Annotated in this window: 21 protein-coding genes; 7 read left to right on the top strand and 14 right to left on the bottom strand. The window is 42.9% G+C overall.

The annotated features are described in order from the left end of the window. Window positions 1–6 precede the first annotated feature (6 nt). On the bottom strand, window positions 7–492 hold the full coding sequence (locus BMW59_RS20375) for an NUDIX hydrolase (RefSeq protein WP_093056032.1): 486 nt from the start codon (window positions 490–492) through the stop codon (window positions 7–9). Window positions 493–1,100: 608 nt separating this feature from the next. After that, the gene (trxB, locus tag BMW59_RS20380; protein ID WP_093056034.1) at window positions 1,101–2,057 is read right to left on the bottom strand and encodes a thioredoxin-disulfide reductase; all 957 of its coding nucleotides are present in this window, start codon (window positions 2,055–2,057) and stop codon (window positions 1,101–1,103) included. A 279-nt stretch (window positions 2,058–2,336) separates the two neighbouring features. On the opposite strand from trxB, the gene BMW59_RS20385 reads away from it, so the two are divergent. The 3 genes from BMW59_RS20385 to BMW59_RS20395 all read left to right on the top strand — a co-directional run bounded on the left by BMW59_RS20385 (window position 2,337) and on the right by BMW59_RS20395 (window position 4,741). Next, entirely contained in the window at window positions 2,337–3,023 is a 687-nt protein-coding gene (locus tag BMW59_RS20385; RefSeq protein WP_093056036.1) for a protein kinase domain-containing protein, read from the top strand. 110 nt (window positions 3,024–3,133) lie between these two features. Next, window positions 3,134–3,934, top strand: coding sequence for a glycosyltransferase family 2 protein (locus BMW59_RS20390; RefSeq protein ID WP_093056038.1), 801 nt, complete (start codon window positions 3,134–3,136; stop codon window positions 3,932–3,934). Window positions 3,935–3,973: 39 nt separating this feature from the next. After that, window positions 3,974–4,741 (top strand): glycosyltransferase family 8 protein, encoded by a 768-nt coding sequence (locus tag BMW59_RS20395; protein WP_093056039.1) that lies wholly within the window; start codon window positions 3,974–3,976, stop codon window positions 4,739–4,741. A gap of 168 nt (window positions 4,742–4,909) precedes the next feature. On the opposite strand, the gene BMW59_RS20400 is transcribed toward BMW59_RS20395, so the two are convergent. The 3 genes from BMW59_RS20400 to BMW59_RS20410 are packed head-to-tail and all read right to left on the bottom strand — an operon-like array spanning window position 4,910 to window position 8,244. Then, on the bottom strand, window positions 4,910–5,854 hold the full coding sequence (locus tag BMW59_RS20400) for an NAD-dependent epimerase/dehydratase family protein (RefSeq protein ID WP_093056041.1): 945 nt from the start codon (window positions 5,852–5,854) through the stop codon (window positions 4,910–4,912). Beyond that, window positions 5,851–6,915, bottom strand: a complete 1,065-nt coding sequence (locus tag BMW59_RS20405) for a glucose-1-phosphate thymidylyltransferase (protein ID WP_093056043.1) — start codon at window positions 6,913–6,915, stop codon at window positions 5,851–5,853. The genes BMW59_RS20400 and BMW59_RS20405 overlap by 4 nt, the downstream gene beginning before the upstream one ends. Before the next feature lie 39 nt (window positions 6,916–6,954). Further along, window positions 6,955–8,244, bottom strand: coding sequence for a UDP-glucose dehydrogenase family protein (locus BMW59_RS20410; protein ID WP_093056045.1), 1,290 nt, complete (start codon window positions 8,242–8,244; stop codon window positions 6,955–6,957). Between the two features lie 328 nt (window positions 8,245–8,572). Between BMW59_RS20410 and BMW59_RS20415 the strand changes: the two genes are divergently transcribed. Both BMW59_RS20415 and BMW59_RS20420 read left to right on the top strand, forming a co-directional pair. After that, a complete protein-coding gene (locus BMW59_RS20415; RefSeq protein ID WP_093056047.1) occupies window positions 8,573–9,634 on the top strand; it encodes a glycosyltransferase in 1,062 nt (353 codons plus the stop codon). A 34-nt stretch (window positions 9,635–9,668) separates the two neighbouring features. Then, window positions 9,669–11,219: a hypothetical protein gene (locus BMW59_RS20420; RefSeq protein ID WP_177174455.1), complete on the top strand. Its 1,551-nt coding sequence runs from the start codon at window positions 9,669–9,671 to the stop codon at window positions 11,217–11,219. Between the two features lie 264 nt (window positions 11,220–11,483). Here the strand turns inward: BMW59_RS20420 and BMW59_RS20430 are convergent, their stop codons facing one another. Beyond that, the gene (locus tag BMW59_RS20430) at window positions 11,484–12,530 is read right to left on the bottom strand and encodes a tetratricopeptide repeat protein (RefSeq protein WP_093056051.1); all 1,047 of its coding nucleotides are present in this window, start codon (window positions 12,528–12,530) and stop codon (window positions 11,484–11,486) included. Between the two features lie 342 nt (window positions 12,531–12,872). Between BMW59_RS20430 and BMW59_RS20440 the strand changes: the two genes are divergently transcribed. Then, entirely contained in the window at window positions 12,873–13,433 is a 561-nt protein-coding gene (locus tag BMW59_RS20440) for a methyltransferase family protein (RefSeq protein WP_093056055.1), read from the top strand. A gap of 36 nt (window positions 13,434–13,469) precedes the next feature. Then, on the top strand, window positions 13,470–14,984 hold the full coding sequence (locus BMW59_RS20445; RefSeq protein WP_093056057.1) for a phytoene desaturase family protein: 1,515 nt from the start codon (window positions 13,470–13,472) through the stop codon (window positions 14,982–14,984). Window positions 14,985–15,058: 74 nt separating this feature from the next. Here BMW59_RS20445 and hisIE read toward each other — a convergent pair whose 3' ends face one another. From hisIE to BMW59_RS20485, 8 genes are read right to left on the bottom strand one after another with little or no spacing between them, the layout of a single operon-like run. Continuing rightward, a complete protein-coding gene (gene hisIE, locus BMW59_RS20450; RefSeq protein ID WP_093056059.1) occupies window positions 15,059–15,730 on the bottom strand; it encodes a bifunctional phosphoribosyl-AMP cyclohydrolase/phosphoribosyl-ATP diphosphatase HisIE in 672 nt (223 codons plus the stop codon). Then, window positions 15,727–16,485, bottom strand: a complete 759-nt coding sequence (gene hisF, locus BMW59_RS20455) for an imidazole glycerol phosphate synthase subunit HisF (protein ID WP_093056061.1) — start codon at window positions 16,483–16,485, stop codon at window positions 15,727–15,729. The genes hisIE and hisF overlap by 4 nt, the downstream gene beginning before the upstream one ends. Further along, on the bottom strand, window positions 16,485–17,222 hold the full coding sequence (gene hisA / locus BMW59_RS20460; RefSeq protein ID WP_093056063.1) for a 1-(5-phosphoribosyl)-5-[(5-phosphoribosylamino)methylideneamino]imidazole-4-carboxamide isomerase: 738 nt from the start codon (window positions 17,220–17,222) through the stop codon (window positions 16,485–16,487). Before hisA ends, hisF begins: the two co-directional genes overlap by 1 nt. Then, window positions 17,215–17,841, bottom strand: a complete 627-nt coding sequence (gene hisH / locus BMW59_RS20465; RefSeq protein ID WP_093056065.1) for an imidazole glycerol phosphate synthase subunit HisH — start codon at window positions 17,839–17,841, stop codon at window positions 17,215–17,217. Before hisH ends, hisA begins: the two co-directional genes overlap by 8 nt. Continuing rightward, a complete protein-coding gene (hisB, locus tag BMW59_RS20470; RefSeq protein ID WP_093056067.1) occupies window positions 17,838–18,431 on the bottom strand; it encodes an imidazoleglycerol-phosphate dehydratase HisB in 594 nt (197 codons plus the stop codon). The genes hisH and hisB overlap by 4 nt, the downstream gene beginning before the upstream one ends. Further along, a complete protein-coding gene (gene hisD / locus BMW59_RS20475; protein WP_093056069.1) occupies window positions 18,424–19,701 on the bottom strand; it encodes a histidinol dehydrogenase in 1,278 nt (425 codons plus the stop codon). The genes hisB and hisD overlap by 8 nt, the downstream gene beginning before the upstream one ends. Before the next feature lie 4 nt (window positions 19,702–19,705). Beyond that, window positions 19,706–20,356, bottom strand: coding sequence for an ATP phosphoribosyltransferase (gene hisG, locus BMW59_RS20480; RefSeq protein ID WP_093056071.1), 651 nt, complete (start codon window positions 20,354–20,356; stop codon window positions 19,706–19,708). Next, window positions 20,353–21,543 (bottom strand): ATP phosphoribosyltransferase regulatory subunit, encoded by a 1,191-nt coding sequence (locus BMW59_RS20485; protein ID WP_093056073.1) that lies wholly within the window; start codon window positions 21,541–21,543, stop codon window positions 20,353–20,355. The genes hisG and BMW59_RS20485 overlap by 4 nt, the downstream gene beginning before the upstream one ends. Between the last annotated feature and the right edge of the window lie 352 nt (window positions 21,544–21,895).

The following is a 21,895-nucleotide window of genomic DNA, read 5'->3' on the forward strand; positions in this document are numbered from 1 at the left end:
TTCATATCAGCCTTTAGTTTTTTTAATGAGTTCTCCTTCAGCCTCCAGATTACTGGATAGGAGATCCATATTTTCATTATAAGTAAACGTCCCGTAAATCAGGCTGTCTTTATTCAGTACGTGGTCGAAAATCATGTAGTCTCCCCCTGCCATAGGCAGGTTTGGAATGGCGTTTACAGGCACCCATGCTAAATCTCCCTCCGGAGATTGTTCCAGGAGATCTCCCGAAAACTCCGTTGCTTTAAATGTAAACATCATCCACTCTTTTACCACAGAACCTTTATTCTCTATAACAAAGGTAAAGATTCCTTTTAACCGGGGGTTATTAAGTGAAATCCCCGTTTCTTCTTTATACTCTCTTACAGCACTTTCAAGTATAGATTCTCTTAGTTCCATTTTACCGCCCGGTGCTACCCACCAGCCGCGGCTTGGCTTTTTTAATAAGAGAACCTGATCGTTTTTCCGTAATATACAATTGGATACACGCTGCAATAAGATCGCCTCCGTAAGCCGTTTATTACAATATATGTGTTTTATCATTTTTAAGGCGAAAAATATAACAGAATCTTATAACAGTATACTACATCTCTTTTGAAACGACCAACGACAATACTAAAAAACAAAAAAATAGCACGGGCTTTCTGCCCGTGCCAAAAAGTAATATATAAAAAGGGGGTCAATTACTAACTACATCTTAACGCTAATATGTTTCAGCATTGTTACAGGTTAGTTAAACACCGGTTACTTTTTGTAAATTTACTTATTAATCAATGTCAGAGAGTCATCCAAAATTGACCAAATTAAGTATAACAGGGTTGTATATTTTATTAGTACAGGTACCGGAAAATTGGCTCGAATGAGAGAAAACGGTGACACCACAGGGATTATAGCGCAGTCTGAAGGTCCAGTTTAACAAAGCTTCAGGCTGAGTGGTATTTGCCCTCACATGCACATAAATTTTCCCGAAGGATTGCTTCGGAAAAGTGGATTTTCAGCCTGTGCACCTGCGCTTACTCGTCGCAAAGAAAAGACATCCGAACAACATGTATTGTCCGGATGTCTTTAAAGGCCTGTTCTTTTGTTTAAGCCTCTTTAATGGCTTATACTTTTTTTGCGTTTTTAAGTTCTTCTTCGAGATTTTCAACATAATGCTGGGCCGTCTGTGCAGCGATACTTCCATCGCCTGTTGCTGTGACAATTTGCCGCAGCATTTTTTCACGGATGTCTCCAGCTGCAAAAATGCCGGGAATTTTCGTTTCCATATCTTCATTTGTTTCAATATAACCATCTTCGTTCGTAATGCCAAGGTTAAGGAACGGTTCATTAATAGGCAGCATGCCAATATAAATAAATGCACCGTCTGTTTTGAATTCACGTTCAGACCCGTCTTTCTTATTCACAAGAGTCACACTTCCAACCTTACCGTTTTCTTCATTAATTTCTTTGACCACATGGCTCCAGATAAAGTCAATTTTATCATTGTCAAAAGCCCGGTCCTGCAAAATCTTCTGGGCACGCAGCTCGTCACGTCGGTGCACAACCGTTACCTTGCTCGCAAATCGTGTTAAATAAACGGCTTCTTCCACGGCTGAGTCGCCGCCGCCTACTACGACAAGCTCTTTGTTTTTAAAGAAAGCTCCATCACATACGGCACAGTAGGAAACGCCTTTTCCTCCCAGTTCTTTTTCCCCCGGCACACCAAGTTCTTTATACTTGGCCCCGGTAGTAATGATAATCGAGCGGGCTTTGTACTCACCATTGCCGGTAATAATCCGTTTATATTCTTTTCCGTCAATGATTTCTTTTACATCTCCGTACGCATACTCTGCACCGAATTTTTGAGCATGCTGGAACATTTTCGTGGAAAGGTCCGGGCCGAGAATACTGTCATAGCCTGGATAGTTCTCCACATCTTCCGTATTTGCCATCTGGCCTCCCGGCATTCCTCGCTCCAGCATCACTGTTGACAGGTTGGCACGGGAAGTATAAACAGCCGCTGTCATACCTGCCGGTCCTGCACCAATAATTACGACATCATAAATTTTTTCTTCGCTCATGATTTCACTCCTAGCGACTTTTTACTAAAAATAATTTTAATTCCACGTCTATAGTATTCAAAAACAGAGGCAATGTCCAAAAACTTGCTCACACTACCCCATGATTATCCTATCTAATTGTAGTTTAAACATATTCCCCCGTCCCATGCCATTCTTTTTAACCATGAACGAATCTTTGCCGGTTTTCAAAGCGGGTAAGATATTTCACTTTAGCAGTGGCAAACACCCAAACGATTAAGGGCTCCTGGAATATACATAGGAGCAGAAGGAGTGGGGACCGTGGAAAAAATTAAGGGACATCCTTATATGATTAAACGGCAGCCTGAAGATAATGGAAAAAACGGGCACATTTATACCGGGTTCGATCTGGTAAGAAAGAAAACAGTAGCTGTAAAAGTATTCAAGTCACTGGATACAGCGAAGTATGAATATAAAATAATGAAGAGTTATGGTAAGAGCTCCTTCTTGCCAATTTGCTATGACTTCTTTGTTATAAATAAGAAACCTCACCTCGTTATGGAATTCATCGACGGATATTCTTTAAAGAAATATCTGGTGAAATCCGGCAGTCTAAATGAACGGAAAGCTTTAAAAATCACAACCAATGTTGTCAAAGGCCTTTGTGACTTGCATAAACAAGGGATTTACCATAACGATATTCATTTAAAAAATGTAATGATTGATAAACATAGCACTATTAAAATCATTGACTTTGGGAGAGCTTCAAAAAAACGGGGAGAAGTGAAAGACCTTTACAGAGCCGTATATATGAGTATTAAGCTGATCACTAATGATACGAGCAATGACTATATTGAAGATCTGGCTGTCGCTTCCCTCCCTTTAAAAGATGCTCTGGCAAAAAAAATAATAGAAAAAGGCATTCATCCCAGTAAGGAAAAAAGGTACCGGACGGCAAAAGAACTTCTCGCTGATTTAGAAAAATTAGGGACTTCTTTTAATAACTGATTTATGCTTAAAAGCTTCTTTAAATCTTGGTTTTGTTAAACTATGTTGTTGATTTTCGTTTCAGGAAGCGAAAATCTTAACTAACGATTGGTGAAAGGTATGGTTTTATTATGGGTAATCCATTATTTACGGTTGTTATTCCCACTTACAACCGGTGGCGCATGATTGACACTGCAATCAGAAGTGTTATGACCCAGACGGAGAAAAACTGGAAAATGCTTATTATCGACGATGCTTCCGACCAGGATATACCTCTCTTTTTAAAAAAATTAATTAAAAAAGACCCCAGAATTACTTTTAAAAGGCTAAGTAAGAACGTCGGCATCTCACAAGTGATGAATCATGCAGTCAGAACCGTCAGCACACCGTATTTTATTCAGCTTGACTCAGATGACTGGCTGGACAAATCAACCCTGGAACATTTTACGAAAGCTATTCAGGAAGCTGACGAAAATACAGCTTTATTTTATGCAAATACAGCTATCCACGTTCAAGAAAGAGGCCGCTGGAAAGTTAAAAAGAAAGTCAGCCACAGGCAGTTTAAAGATAGGTATGATTTTCTGACCTACCTGACTTATATAATCAGTCCAAGGTGTTACCGGACTAACGCTGTACTGGACGTAGGCGGATGGGACACCAGCGATAAATTTGACGGGAGAATAATGGAAGACAGGAGAATTTGCCTTAAACTCATGGAGAAATATCCGTGGTTTTACATTGACCGCTATTTATATAACCGGACGAAACACCGCTCGCAATTATCCACTTCTAACAACATTGAAAAAAGGAACTATTTAAGAAGAGAAGTTATTGAACATTATTTAAAAAAGTGGGGGAACGAGTATGAACCGGTATTTTATAAAGAAGAAGACGGCTATTTAAAAATTGAAAAATTAATAAAAAAAGGTTAACAAATTGTTTTCTAGACTTTTTCCAGACAGGAGGCATTTATGGAAACGATCCACATTGTGACAGCAGCTAATAACAAATATGCCGAACCGCTGGCGGTCATGTTATATTCACTGCTGAAGAATAAAACGAGTGACATGCCTGTTAAAATTTATATCATTGACAGCCGTCTCACCTTCCAAAATAAAAGAAAAATAACAAAGGCCATCCAGCCGTATAAAAGTGAGGTGAAGTTTTTAAAAATTGACTCGTCACGCTACAGCCAATTAAAAACTTCAGGTCACTTGACTAAAGAAACCTATTACCGGTTTTCTATTCCTGACATACTGGATAAAACCATTCAAAAAGCGCTCTATTTAGATTGTGACATGGTCGTCAAAGGGGATGTTACTGATTTATGGAACCACGACCTCGGCAACAATATCGTAGGGGCAGTGGAAAATCCGGGGCTCACGCACAGGTTTAAGGATCTCTCCATCCCCGAAACATCAAAGTATTTTAATGCCGGGGTGTTGTTAATTAACCTGAAAAAGTGGAGAGAAAAAAACATGACGAAGCATCTTTTGCATTATATTAAAAAAAATCATTCAAAAATTAAACTTTGCAGCCAGGATCCTTTAAATGCCCTGCTTCACAATAAATGGCTGAAAATAGACCCGGCGTGGAATTATCAAGTATTCCGTTACAGCGACCTTAAAATAGAACCCTCTATTATTCATTTTACGACTTATAAAAAACCATGGGAAGGATACAAACCGAACTTCTTTGAAGAATATTTTAAATATGCGGAAGAGGCAGGTTTAAATTAAGGGGGTATATATCAGGGATGGAAGAGATTAAGCCAGGAGGCCAAAAAAAGCGCTGTTAATGGCCATTCCAGGCGGAAACCTTAGAATTTTATCTACTATAAAAATTAACTATCTAAAAGTTTAAAAAGACAGGGGGAGGCGCCGGAAGGCAGAAGGACATTGTTTAGTCTATAAATTATAAAGAGCACGAATGTGGGAGGTTTGATGATAGAGCCCTTTTTCAAGAGAATATACCGGACAGTAACCGAAGTCTTTTTCAGCTTTCGAAATATCCGCCCACGTATGCGCCGCATCGCCAGGCTGCGCGGGGGTATGAATGACTTTTGCCTTCTTACCGCTGGCACTTTCAATCAATGTGATAAGATCCATTAAACCGATCCGCGATCCTCCCCCAATATTATATGCCTCTCCCGACTTCCCGAACGCCATCGCTCTCATATTTGCATCAACAGCGTCTTTTATATAAGTGAAATCCCTCGTTTGTTTCCCTTCTCCGTACACAGTGATTGGTTTTTCTTCAAGTGTATTTCTTATAAACTGGTGAATTGCCATGTCAGGCCTCTGCCTCGGTCCGAATACTGTAAAATACCTTAATGAAACGACTGGTATGCCGTAATTTTGATAATATAAGTGACACAAATGCTCGGCCGATAATTTCGTGACTCCATACGGCGAAAACGGCGCGGGCAGCTTTTCTTCCCCGGTCGGACCGTTCATGGAGCCGTAAATGGAGGAAGAGGAAGCGTAAATCATCTTTTTAACGCGACTGCCTTTAACAGCTTCAAGTATTTTCTGGGTGGCATATATATTATGGCTGACATACTGGAGAAAATCCTCCCCCCAGCTTTTCCTGACTCCCGGCAGTCCCGCCTGGTGAAACACATAATCATGGTCACTTACCAGGGTTTTCAGATCAAGCTCAAGAAGGTTTTTATTAATAATTTTAAAGTTTTTGTGATGTTTAAAGGGAGTTATATTTTTCAACTTTATGCTTTTGTCGTAATTATCCGTCAAACAGTCTATCCCGGTTACCGTGTAGCCTTCCTTTAATAAACGCTCCGTAAGTGTTGAACCGACAAAACCGGCACTCCCCGTTACGATCGCCTTTTTCATGTTCCTCCCTCTTTCTTCTTAAAAGTTGTTTGTTTATCCGGGATAATGACGGAAGACTTATCCGGGAATATTCCGCTTATATGCGACTCAGCATCACGGCTACCAGACACACTCGCTCCCTCTCCAACGATACTGTCTGAAATTTCAAAAGGAACATTTTCCAACCGGGCGCCTTTTAACACCACACTGTTTCTAATGCTGCATTTTTCGATCTTCGCACCAGAATCAACAGAGACATAGGGGCCAATGACGGACTGTTTAATTTCACAGTTTTTGCCGATTTTTACAGGAGGAATAATAATCGAGTCTTGAGCTTTTTCTTTAACCTCGCTTAAACCTTCTTTGTTTTCCATTTGAAGCATCCATTTGTTAGCTTCAAGCCATCTTTCTACAGTGCCTACATCAGAGGCCGGTTTCCCCGTTATGACATAGTTAACCCGGTACCCGTGGTCAATGAGCCATTGTATAGCATCAGTAATTTCATATTCACCTCTTGCAGAAGGTTCAATAGATTGAATAGCTTTGAATATATACGGAGTAAATATATAAGCCCCTATTACAGCTAAATTAGACTTAGGGCGAGAAGGTTTTTCTTCTAAATTAACAATCTTTTTATCTTTTATTTCAGCAATGCCGTAATCTTCCGGATGGCTGACCTCTTTAACTAAAACGGTACTGTGAATACCTTTTTTATTGAATTGATCTCTTAAAGCCAGCAGCGGTTCACAGATTAAGTTGTCTCCCAGCAACAGGACAAAGGGGTGTTTTCCAATAAAAGACTTCGCCTGCATTACTGCGTGCCCAATCCCTTTTTGTTCTGTCTGATAAATATAAGTGACCGTTAAATCCGGGTCATTGACTGACTTTAAAACTTGTTTGAAGGACTCTTCCTGTTCAGGATGAATAACAATCCCGATTTCATTAATTCCCAGCTTCATTAACTGAGTTAGTCCATAAAGGATCACTGGCTGATTAGCGACAGGCAATAATGGTTTCGGCTGCGTATAAGTAAAAGGCCTTAACCTCGTTCCTTTGCCTGCCCCGAGAATTAAACCTTTCATAACTTCAATCTCCTTTTTTATTTTTGTTGCATCAGCTGATTAAAAATAGCCGATTCCTTCGTAATAAAAGCCCAGCTTTTTTATTTTGCTGGCATTCATGACATTCCGCCCGTCAAATATATTAGGACTGCCAACGAGCTGGCATATTTTAGCCCAGTCAAGTTCTTCGTACTCGGGCCAATCAGTGCAAATAAGAATAACATCCGCCGATTCTGCAGCTTTATAAGGGTCTTTAAATTGCTTAACTCCCTGGTCAGTCCAATCAGAAGATAGTTTAACAACAGGGTCATGAACATTAATTTCAGCATGTTCTTCCAGCAAACGTTCCATTATTAAATAAGAAACCGATTCCCGTGTATCATCTGTATGAGGTTTAAAAGCTAAACCGAATAACGCTGCTTTTTTCCCTTTTAGAAAACCCAGTTTTTTCTTTATTTTTTCAATGAAATAGCCGCCCTGGTTCCTGTTAATTTCATCTACTTTATTCAAGATTTCCAATGGGCTTTCCCAGGAGTCAGCTGTATAGATTAATTCCTTAACATCTTTAGGAAAACATGATCCGCCGTATCCCAGCCCTGCTTTTAAAAAGTGAGGACCAATCCGGGGATCAAGCCCCATTCCGTGTGCCACGTCCTGAATATTGACCTGAAGTTTGTCACACAGTTTGGCCATTTCATTAATAAAAGAAATTTTAGCAGCAAGAAACGAATTTGACGCATACTTAATCATTTCAGCAGCTTTTGGGGTTGTTTCAATTACCGGACATGACCAGTTTTGATAAAGCATACGCAGCTGATTGGCTGCTTTCCGGTCATGGGTTCCTATGACAATACGGTCTGGATGAAGGGCATCTTCCAAGGCGCTTCCTTCTCTTAAGAATTCAGGATTCATAACTGTTTTAACGGGTGAGCTGTTTTGAGCGGCCTCTTCTATCCAATTCTGTACTTTCTCTGTTGTTCCAATTGGCACCGTACTTTTTAGGACGACTGTCTTTTCTGAGTTTATATATTTGCCTATCATCTTTGCAGCATCTTTCACATAGCTCAGATCAGCACTTCCGTTAGCAAGTGACGGAGTACCGACTGTAATAAAAATAAGATCATTCTGTTCGACAGCTTTTTTAAGGTCAGTTGTAAAAAAGACGTTTTTATTTAAATGACTGCTCAGAATTTTTTGCAAGCCGGGCTCATAGAAATAAACGTTACCTTGGTTTAATGAATCTATTTTTTTTTGATCTATATCGACTCCTGTAACGGTATGGCCATGCTCAGCAAGGACCAGCCCGGTAGTCGTGCCGACATATCCCATTCCTATGAATAATACCTTCATGTCCTTATCCCTCCTCCCGGCGTTATGCTTTTAATATATGGTCAGATCCTCTATTGGAAACGGCACTTAACCTGTCCGGTTAATCTATTTTAGTGGTTTAAGAGAAATTTGCTTAAAACTGTTTCTATTAAAAACAAAGCGCCCGGCTTAATCATAGTGATTAAGCCGGGCACCTTTGTGTCAACGGATTTCACTATTAATAAGGAAACCAGAAAATTTTTTTACTAATTTGTCTTTAGTGTGTGGCTGTCCACGCTTATTCAAGATGCTGTGCATAGCATAATTGGAAACCCTGGAAAATTATAAATTTTGAAAGGAGCAGGATCTTATGCCTACTGTTCTGCACTTAAATTTAAGAGTGGATCCCACCCAGTATATCCCTCAGATCAGGGAAGTGCCCGGGTATGATTACATCCACTCGGTCCGACAGCCGAAATATATGACGGATATGTCTTTGTTAAATGAAAAAGTTCATTACCTGAATGAAATATTATCCCCGAAAGAACACATCAGGAAATATAATATTTCACTTTTGCATGCGCATCACGGGCAGCTTGGTTTACTATTAATGCCATTTAAAAAGAAAACAAACCTTCCTCTCGTGACGAGCATACGCGGGGTGGACGCGACCCTGGCTGAAGAACGTGCTGGCTATCTCCCAAATATGAGAAAACTGTTTGAAGAAGGTGAAAGTTTCTTCCCCGTATGCAATTATCTGGGAGAAAGAATTGCCAATTGGGGCTGTCCTCCAGAAAAGATGAAAGTATTGTATGGAGGAGTAGATCTCGGTAAGTACACTTATCAGCCAACTTACAGAGAGTCTTCCGCCAACATTTTATCCATTGGAAGAATGGTAGAAAAGAAGGGCCACCATATTTTAATGGAAGCATTCAATAAAATAAGAGATAAGTTTCCTCAGGCTAAACTGACGCTGATAGGAAGCGGGAAATGCGAAAAATATATCGCCTCTTTAGCCACTCAGCTAAATCTTGGAGACTCTTTTCAACTGTTAAAGCATCTGCCAAAAGATGAATTACACGAGCATATGAGAAAGGCGGATTTGTTTTGTGCGGCCAGCTGTGAGGCGTCAAATGGAGATGTGGAAGGAATCCCTAATACACTTAAAGAAGCGATGGCTTTTGGTTTACCGGTCATTTCAACTTCTCATGCCGGTATTCCTGAGTTAGTTACACATGACAAAGAAGGCATACTCGTTCAGGAACACAGCGTGGATGAACTGGCCGAGGCCCTTGAGTTTATGCTGACAGACAGAACAAAATGGAAAACATTCACTGATGCTGCCCGTCTTAAAATTGAACAAAAGTTTGACCAGAAAGAACAGCTTCGCCAGCAGGCTGAATTTTACGATGAAATCTTGAGAAAGAAATAAGCGTGAACACAATGATTACAGGAAGGTGGTAACTATGGATGATTTTAAATCCATTTCCGTAAGAAAAGGAGAAAAAGACTTAGAGATTGATAACCCTACTTCTTACCCGCTCGCAGGAAAAGGAAGCCAGGGGGCTGTCTTTAAATTGTCTGAAAAAAAATGTGTCAAACTGTTTATAGACCCGGTGCAGGCTAAAATGGAGCAGGAAGCTATAGAAGCAGGCAGACAATTATCTTTTATGCCGGAAGTTTATGAAACAGGGGCAAATTACATCGTGATGGAGTATTTTGACGGCCCCGATTTAAAGGCTTACTTGAAAAATGGGATGTTTATGCCGGAATCCACTGCCAAAAAGCTTCTCACCATATTGAAACAGATGAAAGAAACGGGCTTTACTATGATTGATGCGCCTTTACGCCATATATTTGTGATGGAGAATGAAGAATTTAAAGTAATAGACCATGTAAACGCCTTTAAAAGAGACCACCCGGTTCCGCTCAAATTATTGAGAGATCTGAATTTAATTCTATTAAAAGAGTCTTTTTTAATGCACGTGGAAAAACTTGAACCGCAGATGTTTAGAGAATGGGAGAGTTATTATGACAGAAATAAAATTGACTTCAGAAATATACCGATAGAGTCCGGAGGCTCAGGCCAAGGTGTAAAATTCGACAGTTCCATTTCACTTCCTTTTGTCGGCAAAGGTCATCAGGGCGCTGTTTTCCGGATTGAAGAGGATAAATGCGTAAAAATATACGGAAAAACTAATCATGCGGAACAGGAGCAGAAAGTCCTTTTGTCCTCCCAAAACCTGTCCTTCATACCGAAAGTATACGAGACAGATTCGAATTATACTGTTATGGAATATCTTTTAGGACCGGATTTAAACAGTTATCTCAAAAAGCAGCGCTTACTTTCAAAAGAAGTGGCGGAAGGGTTGCTGAACATCCTGACCACTATGAAAAAGGCAGGCTTCAAGCAGATTGATGCGCCGCTTCGCCATACGATCATGACAGCAAACGGCTTTAAAGTGATTGATCATGTCTACTCGTTTGCGCGCGACCAAAAGATACCTGTTGAATTATTTGAAAACCTGGCCGAAAGACATTTCCTCCTCTCCTTTATAGAGCAGGTTAAAGTAATTGCCCCTGAAACTTATAAGGAATGGGATACTCCCGAACTGGATTTCTGGCTTGAGCAGGAAAAACTCCAAATGTCTGCCAAAAAAAAGTCTGAAGGAACTAACCGGTGTACGATTCCGGGTTCTCAAACAAGTTCCGATATCAAAAACAATACTTTTCAAAATCCAATTTCACCTAATGAAATGAACAGTTTTCAAAAGTCGGGTAAAGATCCGAATCAAGAAGTGACTAAGAGTCAAACCACGAGTGAAGCTCCCGATAAAGCTAAGAAGAGACCAGGAAAACGGAAAGCTCAAAATGTTAACAGAGGAAATAATAAAGGGAAATTAACTAAAAGACGACTTAACAGAGCCGGAAGAAGGAAACGGGGAAACCGCGGGAAATACAGGACGGTAAAGAAAGGGACAGAGGAATGGCCGTTAAACTATATAATAAAAGTGTAAAAGAACGGTATACAGAAGGTTCACTCATAAAACAGGGACTGCCCAAATGTCTGACTTTGAGGCAGCCTTTTTTTATATGCACGAGCGGAGATCCCCCTGATTCAGCCCACAGCTTGCGTATGACCTTAAAACAAAAAGGCGAGCACCCACCTGACGGACTGAAATCACATCTAAAAACATCCGAACAAAATTCATTGATTTTGTCCGGACGTCATTTAGATTCCTATTCTTTTGTCCCAGCCTGTTAAACTTCCCAATACACAATCACCGGTAAAGAAACCGGCTAATATCACGGGGCGGCTCGTTTCCGTTATCTATTTCTTTTATAAACGTTTGAGTCAGCTGCTTTTTTTCCGGTTCATCCGCCTCAATGCTTACCCACAGTTTCTTTGCTGCTTCTTTATTACCGGTATGCCATGATAGTAACGCCAGCTGGTGGTTAAAATCATGGAATCCAGGAAGAAGTTTTTTGTTCAGCAGCTTAGCGTACCATTCATACGCTTTCTGGTACTCCCCTGCAAACAGGAGGCTTCTGCCGAGAAAGTAACAGTGAAAGTGATCCATCGGCCTTAAATTAATGATATTACGGATCCACACGGACGCCTGAGGATCATTATTCTGGTAAAGAAGGACGGCCATCTGGCACTGCGCTAAGAAATTGGGTTCATCTTTAATTAATAAATCTTTCAGTATTTGTTCAGCCTCTTTCTGCCTGTTCTGGTACATTAAAGCCTCAGCCAGATACACATAAAGATTCCAGTGTGATGGGACTGCCGCCATCTGCTTTCTTGCCTCTTCTTCGGCTTCAGCATATTTGCCGCTGTTCAAAAGGCCGATAAAGTGAAAATCATCCAGCTTCTCTTTGGCTGGCATATCCTTCTCTCCAGATTCCCCCAGCTGATTATTAACCATATCCAAAAGGGATTCCGCGTCTTCGGAAAATTCGCCTTCTTCGTCAATTTCTAAATATACCTCAAGATTCTCTTTAGCTTCTTCCAGCTTTCCGAGATGTGCCATATTATTAGCCAGAAAGAAATAGCATTCACTCATCGAAGGATCAATATCAGTCTTTATTTTAGTGAGATAGTCATTCGAGGCTTCATATTCTCCTCTTTCAGATAGAACAATAGCCAACTGGCAGCTGAATACCGGTTCTTCCGGTTCAACACGGATCGCCCGTTTAAAATATTGTACAGCACGTTCAATTTGCTGATTCTGATATGCTTCAATTCCTTTTTTATAAAAGTAACCGCCATCCTGTATAAAAGGAATGACCTGTCCCTTTTTTTCCTTCGTTTCTATACCTGGCATTCAACGTGCCTCCATTTCATTTATAAAAAATTCTATACGTTAATTTGACTTTTTTCTCCAATTTTCGCTTGACCTAGTTGAAGTATAACACGGAGACAATGAACGGACAACGCGGCTCGGCTTTTATCCGAATAAGAAGCATTAAAATATAAGATTAAGAATTTTTTGAAAGGGTAATTAACTATATTAGAGTCTTTTAACAGTTTCGCCTTATTATCTTCCCTTAAACCGCCTGGTATTAAAAGCTTACCGCCAAATTCCGCCATAATCTTTATACTTTTTTATACTTATTTCTTTCACAGACTGAATTTTCCGTTGAGTATAAAAACAGGGAGGATAGAAATGACTATTCATAACATTATTTTTTTCATTATTACTTTTATCTGGCTCGCTGAATTTATTGTCTTTAGAAACCGGAAACCAGGCGGGACGAAAAAATCTGAAGAAACCTTTACGTTTTCAGGAATTCTTCTTTCAGTGTTGGCAGTCATTACTGCCTCCGTCTTTTCCAAGGAGTTGAATATCTGGCTTATAGAGTCTTCCTTGGTGTTATGGAGCGGCCTCCTTATTTACGGGACCGGGACGGGACTCCGTTATTGGGGAATAATTAAGCTCGGAAAGCAGTTCACACGCCATGTTAATGTGGCGGAAGAGGATACGATCGTCAGCTCGGGTCCTTTCCGCATGATGCGTCATCCATTGTATACCGGATTATTTCTTATCCTCCTTGGAATTAGTACATCTATGGGGAGCATAGCTGGGCTGTTACTTATATTTATTGTTTTTATGCCTTTTTTACTTAGACGTATAAGACTGGAAGAAAAAATGCTGACAGAAACATTCGGTGAAGAGTATAAAGACTGGGCTGGTTCACGATACCGGCTCATCCCTTTTTTATACTGATTATTTCATAATTTTATATTAGTGGAGGTGTATGTCATGCAGCATAAAAAGAAAGCTGTGGTGATTGGGGCAGGACTTGCCGGTCTTTCTTCTGCAATCCGATTGGCAGGAGACGGCTACGCAGTAACTGTCCTGGAGAAAAATGAAAACATAGGCGGAAAGTTAAACCGCCGCTCAGGAAAAGGATATACTTTCGATACAGGTCCCTCTATTTTAACGATGCCATGGGTTCTTGAGCAGCTTTTTGAAAGCGTCCATAGAAAGCTGGAAGATTACATTGAGATAGAACGTATTGAACCGCAGTGGCGGACGTTTTATGAGGATGGAACAAGTATTGATGTGTTATCCGATTTGCCGGAAATGCTGGAAGAAATGCGGAAAGTAAAGCCTGATCCTGATTCGTCGTTTATGAAATTCCTTGCATATTCACAGGATATGTATGATATTTGTATGAAAAGTTTTTACAAGACGAGCATTACAGGTTTAAAAGAACTAAAAGCCCAGCATACACTCAAAGAACTGCTTGCGATGGACCCTTTCCATACAGTAGCAGACGGAACAAAGAAGCATTTTAAAAACAAGCATCTGGAGCAGCTTTTCAACTTTTTCGTTATGTATGTCGGTTCTAATCCCTATCAGGCCCCGGCCATACTTAACCAGCTTGTCTACGTCCAGCTCGGCCTTGGAATATACTATGTTAAAGGCGGGATGTACAACATTGCTAAAGGCATGAAAGCTGTACTCGATGAACTTCGGGCAGAGGTTCATACAGACTGCCCCGTTTCCCACGTTGTGGAAGAAGAAGGAACGGCTAAAGGCGTCGTCACCGAAGACGGCGAGTTTTTTGACGCAGATGTAGTAGTGTCGAATCTCGAAGTCATTCCGGCGTATAAAACGCTCCTCCCTAAAAACAGCCGTACTAAAAAAGAAATAAAACAGCTTACAAAAACGTTCGATCCGACCGTTTCAGGGCAAGTTCTATTACTAGGTGTCAACAAAGAGTTTAAAAATCTCAAGCACCATAATTTCTTTTTCTCTGAAGATCCTGAAAAGGAATTTAAGCAGATATTTGAGAAAGGAGTTCCTGCGGATGATCCGACTGTCTACATTGGTGTTTCTTCTAAATCGGATCCAAGCCAGGCGCCTCAAGGCAAAGAGAATTTATTCGTGCTGACCCATGTGCCTCCTAAGACGGCTATGAAGAAAAAAGCTGACTGGGATAAATACCGGGAAGTCATCCTTGATAAGCTGGAACGGATGGGCATGGAAGGTTTGCGTGATTCGATAGAATTTGAGTATGAATTTACGCCGGATACTCTTGAAGAGTTATACGGTGCAACTGGCGGCTCAATTTATGGGATCGCTTCTAATAAAGGGACGAATGGCGGGTTTAAAATCCCTTCAAAAAGCTCGGTTTACGAAAACCTTTATTTTACCGGCGGTTCTACCCACCCGGGAGGCGGGGTACCGATGGTAACTCTTTCAGGCCAGCTCACTGCTGATCTCATTAAGAAACACTCTGAAGAAGCCGAACTCGGTAAAAACGCCTGACAAAGCCATACAACACTAAAACCCTGAGGCAGCGGAAAGCTGCTTCAGGGTTTTGTCATTAAAAAGACTGGCTGCTATTTTTTACCGGAATGGCGGTCGGCTAACCGTCTAAGAACGTCATCAATAGGAAGGTTTTGTTCACGCAGAAGAACGAGCCAATGGTACAGTAAGTCGGCACTTTCCCAAGTCAACTCTTCTTTATCTCTGTTTTTAGCAGCGATAATCACTTCTGACGCTTCTTCGCCGACTTTTTTCAGAATTTTATCGACGCCTTCCTCAAACAGGTAAGTCGTGTAAGAGCCTTCAGGGCGCTCCGCCTCTCGGGCTGCAATAACACTCTCCAGTTCATTGAAAATAGCAAACCTGCCCTGTTGATCTGTTGAAGAAGAGTTCTCTTCCTCTGAAGCATCTGCAGGGCCGCTCACATCGCTGGCTGTCCAGAGCGTCTCTGAAAAACAGCTGTAGTCTCCTTTATGGCAGGCGGGACCTGCCGGTTCAGCAAGGATAACCAGTGCGTCCTGGTCACAGTCATACCTTATTTCGTGAACTTTTTGAGTGTTTCCGGAGGTCGCTCCTTTATGCCATAACTCCTGCCTGGAACGGCTGTAAAACCACGTTTCTCCTGTTTGCATTGTTTTGTTCAGTGACTCTTCATTCATATACGCCAGTGTCAGGACCTGTTTTGACTGATGGTCCTGCACGATTGCCGGGATGAGCCCGTTTTTATCAAAAGACAGTTCGGTCATCGAATTTCCAGCCCTTTCTCTTTTAAATACTTCTTCACTTCAGCTACAGATGTTTCACGATAATGAAAAATGGAGGCGGCAAGTGCTGCATCAGCTTTCCCTTCGGTAAACACCTCATAGAAATGTTCCTGGTTACCGGCTCCTCCAGAGGCAATGACTGGTACAGACACAGCTTCACTGACAGTTTTCGTAAGGGACACATCAAATCCTGACTTTTCGCCGTCTTCGTCCATACTTGTCAGTAAAATCTCCCCCGCTCCCTGGGCCACTGCTTCTTTCGCCCACGCCGTTACTTCCCGGTCAGTTGGCGTACGTCCGCCGTGCGTATATACGCGCCAGGAAGACAACTCATCGTCCCACTTCGCATCAATAGCGACGACGATACACTGGGTTCCAAAAAAATCAGCCCCTTCACGGATCAGTTCAGGCCGTTTGACGGCAGCTGTATTAAGGGACACTTTATCTGCGCCGGCCCGGAGAATGCGTCTCATGTCGGCCACTGTGTTTATCCCTCCGCCTACAGTAAACGGAATAGCAAGTTTTCCAGCGACTTCTTCCACCACATCGACCATTGTTTCCCTGCCTTCATGGGAAGCAGAAATATCAAGAAACACCAATTCATCGGCCATCTGTTCATCATAAAAAGCTGCAAGTTCAACCGGATCACCGGCATCACGGAGATTAACAAATTGCACGCCTTTTACTACCCGGCCTTCTTTGACGTCAAGACACGGAATAATACGCTTTGTAAGCATTAGCCGCGCACCTCCCTTACAGCGTCTTCAAGTCGGATTTTATCAGTATATAATGCTTTTCCGATAATAGCTCCGGCTATGCCGTCATTTTTCCGGCTGATCAGTTCTTTTAAGTCACCCATACTGCTCACTCCGCCTGAAGCAATTACTTGCTTGCCTGTCGCTTGACCGAGGTTCGCAATAGCTTCCACATTCGGTCCTGACATCATCCCGTCACGTGAAATATCCGTCATGATAAATGTTTCTGCTCCCTGTGCCGCCAGCTCAGCACCGAGTTCTTCAGCTTTCACTTCTGATGTCTGGAGCCAGCCGTGTGTGGCCACATAACCGTCACGTGCATCAATTCCGATAGCAATGCGTGCGCCTCCATACTCATTAAGCATCTCTTTAACAAACCCTGGGTCCGAGATAGCCGAACTGCCCAGTATGACACGGGAGACGCCCGCTTCCAAATACGTCTTCACATCCTGCGGGGTCCTTATGCCTCCGCCCACCTGTACGCTGGCGTCCAATTCGGAAGCAGCCCGGAGAACTTCTGTGTGATTAACAGGCTCTCCTTTCTTAGCTCCGTCTAAATCCACCATATGGATCCACTTCGCGCCTTTTTTCTCAAAGCTTGAAGCCATCGCAAACGGAGAATCGCCGTAAACTGTCTCTTTATCATAATCTCCCTGAAGAAGACGGACGCATTTTCCTCCGCGAATATCTATTGCCGGATAAATAGTAAAGTCAGTCATTGTCCGCCACTCCTTCTTTGTCGATAAAATTTTTCAGCATTCGCATACCGAGGACACTGCTTTTTTCAGGATGAAACTGCGCTCCCCATATTTCACCCCGTCCGACGACCGCCGGCACCCTCTCTCCGGCATAATCCGCAGTTGCCACGAGTATTTCCGGTGATCCTTCCTGGACAAAGTAAGAGTGCACGAAATAGACGTGGCCGTCAGGAACTTTATCCAAAACAGGGTGCTCAGGCTGCTCGAAATTCAGTCTGTTCCACCCCATATGAGGCACTTTATAATCTCCGTTTTTAAAGCGGCGGACATGCCCCGGGAGAATTTTGAGGCCCTGGGTTTTACCGTTTTCTTCACTTTCTTCAAACAGGAGCTGCATTCCTAAACAAATTCCGAAAATGGGTTTATTATCCGCTGCCCACTGTTTAACAAAAGGGGTCAGACCCCTCTTGTCCAGCTCTGCCATTCCGTCCCTGAATGATCCGACCCCGGGAAGAATCAGTTTGGATGCTTTTGCCAGTTCTTCTGGCTCCTCTGATAAAAACGGCTGATGGCCAAGCCGCTCCAGCGCTTTAGTTACACTGTGCAGATTGCCCATCCCGTAATCAATAATCCCGATCATGATAAACTTCCTTTCGTTGAAGGGACTCCTTTAACCCGGGGGTCAAGCTGAGTCGCTTCATCAAGGGCCCGGCCAAGTGCTTTAAAGACCGCTTCAATTATATGGTGCGTATTCGTCCCGTAATGGACGATCACGTGCAGGTTCATTCGGGCTTCCAGAGCAAGCTTCCATAAAAACTCTTCTACAAGCTCTGTATCAAATGTACCGACTTTCGCCTGAGGAATATCCCCGCGCAGCTCAAAGTGGGGCCGGTTGCTTAAGTCAATGACGACTTGGGCAAGGGAGTCATCCATTGGAACAAACGCATTGCCATAGCGGCGAATACCCTTTTTATCCTGCAAGGCTTCTTTTAAAGCTTCGCCTAACACAATGCCGATATCCTCTGTTGTATGATGGTCGTCTATTTCCGTGTCACCCTTGGCTGTTAATGATAAGTCAAACAAGCCGTGGCGGGTAAACAAGTCAAGCATATGTGTCATAAACGGCACGTCAGTTGTTAAATCGGCATTTCCTTCACCGTCTATTGAAAAATCCAGCTGAATATCTGTCTCATTTGTTTTACGTGATTTTGATGCCTGGCGGTTAGTCATTGTATTCCTCCATTCGTTTTTCCACGGCCCTTGCATGGGCTTCTAAATCTTCAAGCCGGGCAAAAGCAGCTATTTTTCTTCCGTTGTTTTTGACGGCTTCTTTGCTGTATGAAATGATACTCGATTTTTTAGTGAAATCTTCCACATTCAACGGACTGGAAAACCGTGCTGTACCGTTGGTCGGCAGGACATGGTTTGGGCCTGCAAAATAGTCTCCGACAGGCTCGGAACTGTTTTCGCCAAGAAAAATTGCTCCTGCGTGGCGGATTTGCGGAAGGATGGCCCAGGGATCTTCCGTGTGTACTTCGAGATGCTCGGCAGCCAGCTCATTGACCGCTTCGACAGCCTGTTCCATCGTTTCCGCCACGTATACAGCCCCGTAGTCATCAATTGATGCCTTTGCGATGTCTTTTTTCGGCAGTGTTTCAAGCTGTTTTGTTACTTCTTCAGATACTTTTTCGGCCAGCTCTTTATTGTCAGTGACAAGGACAGCAGAAGACATTGGATCATGTTCTGCCTGGGAGAGAAGATCAGCGGCTATGTAAGACGGCTTCCCTGTCCTGTCAGCGAGAACGGCCACTTCACTTGGCCCTGCAATCATATCGATATCAACTGTCCCGAAGACAAGCTGTTTCGCCAGAGCGACGAAGATGTTTCCCGGGCCGACGATTTTATCAACAGGGTCAATGGTTTCCGTTCCGTAAGCTAACGCACCGACAGCCTGTGCTCCGCCTGTTTTAAATATATCTTTTACTCCCAGCTCATTGGCTGTAACAAGTACAATATCAGACAGCTTGCCGTTTTTCTGTGGCGGAGAAGTCATAACGATCCGCCTGACCCCAGCGACCTGGGCGGGAACGACATTCATAATAATCGAGGATGGATAGGCTGCCCGTCCCCCAGGCACATAGACACCTGCTGCATCAAGGGGAGTGACCTTCTGGCCAAGCATGGTACCGTCTTCTTTCGTCGTAATCCACGACTGCTGGACCTGACGCTCGTGAAAATCACGGATATTATCGATCGCTTCACGAATAATTTCCAAGGTTTCGTCACTGACAGCTGTATAAGCTTCTTCTATTTCCTGAGCAGAAACACGGGTTTCCGGCAGGTCCACACCGTCAAATTCGTTAGTATAATGCCTGAGTGCAGCATCTCCTCTTTCTTTAACATCTTGTAAGATGGAAACAACGGACTGGCGCTGTTTTTCTGTCCCCTGGTCAATTGACCGTTTTAAAGACACATCTTCACGGAGCGGGATAATTTTCATCGGGTCACTCTCTCCCTTCTTTTGCAGCAATCACGTCAGCCAGCCGGTCGACCATCTCATCAATTTCAGCAGATTTTGTCCGGTAACTGACGGGATTCACGATAAAACGTGACGTAATAGGCATCATTGTTTCAAGTTCCACAAGTCCGTTTTCTTTCAATGTCTGGCCTGTAGAAACAATATCAACTATTCTGTCCGCAAGTCCGATAATCGGTGCGAGCTCAATTGAACCATTCAGCTTTATAATTTCGACCTGTTCTCCCTGCTCGCGGAAGTACTCGCTCGTCAGGTTCGGATATTTTGAAGCTATTTTAGGGGCTACTTCAGAATTCGGGTTGTAAGACGGCAAAGAGGCCACCGCCATATAGCATGCACTGATTTTAAGGTCGAGAACTTCGTAAATGTCCCGTTTTTCTTCTATCATCACGTCTTTCCCAGCGACCCCGACATCCGCTACGCCGTGTTCCACATAAGTCGGAACGTCCATTGGCTTGGCAAGAATAAATCGCATGCCTGCCTCAGGCACTTCTATTATCAGCTTTCGGGATTCTTCAAATTCCGGCGGGAGAGAATATCCTGCTTTTCTTAGTAACTCCACTGCTTCGTCAAAAATACGGCCTTTTGGCATCGCCACAGTCAGATTTTCATTGCTCATTTAGACGCACCTCCATTCCCATTGGTGCCAATATAGTAAATAACATCCTGGAACTGCGCAGAGTAGGCATCCACATCTTTAACCCCTGTCAGTTCCTGCATAACAACTGCCTGTCCATCCTGGCGAAGCTGTTTAGCTTTTTGCATGGCCTCTTTTCGGCGGTCATGGCTGAAAATAAGACACGTGTCTTTTGTAAGCGGCTCTTTTTCTTTCCCGAGCGCTTCAGTCAGGCGGTCAAGTCTAAGCCCGAACCCGGTAGCCGGTTCGTGGTGGTCAAACTGGTCGAGCAGCTGGTCATACCTGCCCCCGCTGCCGACAGGGTACCCTAAACCTTCACTGTATGCTTCAAAAACGGTGCCTGTATAATAGCTCATATGCATTACCAGGTTTAAGTCAATAATCAGTTTGTCTGAGAGATCGTAAGATTCAAGAATAGAAATTAAGTTATTCAACTGCTGAAGAGCCTCTTTCGCTTCAGCGGATTCCACAAGCTCATCTGCCTGACTGAGGATTTCCGGACCGCCTTTTAATCTGAGCAGCTGGAAGAGCCGCCGCTTATCAATAGAAGAGAGCGGGAGCTTTTCAACTTCCTGTCTGAAGCCTACATAATTTTTTTCATATAAATAACGGCGGAACCGTCCGGCGCGGTCGTCATTTCCAAGCACTTCACGAAGAAGAGCATTCACAAAACCAATATGGCCTACAGCAATCCGGTAAGAGGCGGTCCCTGCCCGTTCAAGTGAGGCCATCATAAGCGAAATCACTTCCGCGTCTGCACTGCTTGACTGGTCGCCAATCAGTTCCACTCCTACCTGTTCGAATTCTGCCGGTTTTCCGCCTTCACGCTGCTGGGCTCTGAATACAGGCGCGTCATAAGTGAGCCTTAAAGGCCGGTCGGCTTGATTTAAAGTAGAGGCTGCAATACGGGCAATCGGCGCTGTCATATCAGGCCGTAAAACGAGCGTATTCCCCTGCTGGTCAAGCAGTTTAAACAGCTGCTGGTCAAGGGTGGCTGAGGCGGCTCCTACCGTTTCATAAAATTCAAGTGTCGGTGTTTCAATTGGTTCATACCCCCAGAGAGACACCTCGCTTGATATAGCGTCTTTCACTTGTCTTTTCAATTGATATAACTCAGGCAGGGTATCGCGCATCCCGAGCGGTTTCTCGAACATAAATAACTTTGACATAGTGTTGCCCACCTTCCTTATCTCATAAAGCTTATCTGTCTTCTTACCAGGAGAACCCAATCAAGCCTCACATTTCTTATGCCTTATGTATCGTTCGCATTTTCCCCTGACATTTTTTGAGGATTTAATTACAAAATTCCCGGTTTCGCTTTATCTCGCTAATGTGATAGAGTGATAAAGACCTTATTTAGTAGTCTACAAGGGAATCCCCCTCGAGTCAACAGAAAAACGTTCCAGGAAATAACTGGGGGGTCAGACCCAGTAGCCTTGCACGAATGGAATATATTGTAATTTTAAGTTTACAAACACAAAAAAAGCTCCTATTGTAGAGGAGAGACCAATACTTGTTCCC

Origin of the sequence: Salipaludibacillus aurantiacus (assembly GCF_900111295.1) — a bacterium.
Classification (GTDB): Bacteria; Bacillota; Bacilli; order Bacillales; family Salisediminibacteriaceae; genus Salipaludibacillus; species Salipaludibacillus aurantiacus.